Raw genomic sequence first — 1418 nt, 5'->3', positions numbered from 1 at the left:
CAGTGAGCTTTTTCCAACCTCCTGCGGCAGACTGGGCAGTTGACCTGACAAACGGATGAAGCCCCTGGTAGATGGGTTTTCGACCAAGAGAACCGTCTCCACCAGAGGCTTCGCATGCTTGTCTACCCGTCCGGCGTTGACGTGTCCAGCTCTGCCCTTCGCTTCCTCACCACCCGCCTGAGGGAGCATCGTCGTGCTCTCGGCACTCGATGGCGGCGCCTGAGCGCGGGCCGACAGGCCCTGCTCGCCCTCGCCCACCTCCGCAACGGGCAGCCCTATGCCCAGCTCGCGGCCGGTTTCGGGATCGGCACCACCACCGCCTACCGGTACATCACCGAGGCCGTCGAACTCCTGGCCGCCCTTGCCCCCACGCTCGCCGAAGCCATGCGGGCCGCCTCGATGAAGGCGTACCTGCTCCTGGACGGGACGCTGCTGCCGATCGACCGGATCGCCGCCGACCGTCCCTTCTACTCGGGCAAACACAAGAAGCACGGCATGAATGTGCAGGTCATAGCCGACCCGAAGGGCCGTCTCCTGTGGGCTTCACCAGCCCTGGCCGGCGCCGTCCATGACGTCCGAGCCGCACGAGAGCACGGCATCATCGACGCCCTCGCCAAGGCCGGCATCACCTGCTGGGCGGACAAGGGCTACCAGGGCGCGGGCGGCACGGTCCGTCTCCCCTACCGCGGCCGATGGGACAGCCTTTCCGCCGGTCAACAGGCAGTCAATCGGTCCCATGCGAAGGTCCGGGCACTGGTCGAACCAGCCATCGCCACCCTCAAATCGTGGCGGCTCCTGCGCAAGCTCCGCTGCTCGACGACCCGAATCACGAGCCTCGTCCAAGCTGTTCTCACCCTCCATCTGGCCAGCTCAGACTGAGGATGAAGCGACTCCAACGGCCTGCCCCCCAACTTCCTTGTGGAGAACCGGGCTACTTCCTCCGATGAGTTTGGGTCATGGGAGCGGTCCGACTTCCGAAACGACTGTGAGGAGAGATCCGAGTGGACCTGTACAGCATCATGTGCGTGAGTGACCGGATCAAGGCACGCGAGTGGTTCGAGGCGTTCTTCGGGCGCCCAGCAGACGAGATCATCGGCGAGGAATACCTGTGGCAGCTTGGCAAAAACGCATGGGTCGTCGTTGACGATCGGGACATGCGCGCTGAGCGAGTAGGCGGAGCCATGATCACGCTCGGCGTGAACGACCTCGACGACATCCTGGCCCGACTCGCCGCACACGGGATCGACCACGAACCGGTCGAGACCTACAGCAACGGCGTGCGCCACGTCGTCGTGCTGGACCCCGACGGGAACAGCCTGTCACTTGTCGAGGCGCCCGCTCGGTGAGTTTCTCCAACCTGTGTGGTGTGTTGCGCTGCACCTGACCTGCTCAGATTGAGGTTGGAAAACGCTCAGTGA

Annotated in this window: 2 protein-coding genes; both read left to right on the top strand. The window is 64.5% G+C overall.

Annotated elements, in window-relative coordinates; all coding sequences use genetic code 11:
- The first annotated feature begins 114 nt into the window (after positions 1–114).
- Positions 115–879, top strand: a complete 765-nt coding sequence (locus tag AC07DC_RS41980; RefSeq protein ID WP_478920246.1) for an IS5 family transposase — start codon at positions 115–117, stop codon at positions 877–879.
- Between the two features lie 122 nt (positions 880–1001).
- Positions 1002–1346, top strand: coding sequence for a VOC family protein (locus AC07DC_RS41975; RefSeq protein WP_478920245.1), 345 nt, complete (start codon positions 1002–1004; stop codon positions 1344–1346).
- Positions 1347–1418 lie beyond the last annotated feature (72 nt).

The sequence above is a fragment of the Streptomyces sp. NPDC045021 genome (assembly GCF_056432645.1).
This window is presented reverse-complemented; position numbering and strand designations above follow the sequence as displayed.

Bases quoted from the DNA above. Each gene is read 5' to 3' on its own strand.
- AC07DC_RS41980 (WP_478920246.1), top strand. From the start codon at position 115: ATGCTTGTCTACCCGTCCGGCGTTGACGTGTCCAGCTCTGCCCTTCGC.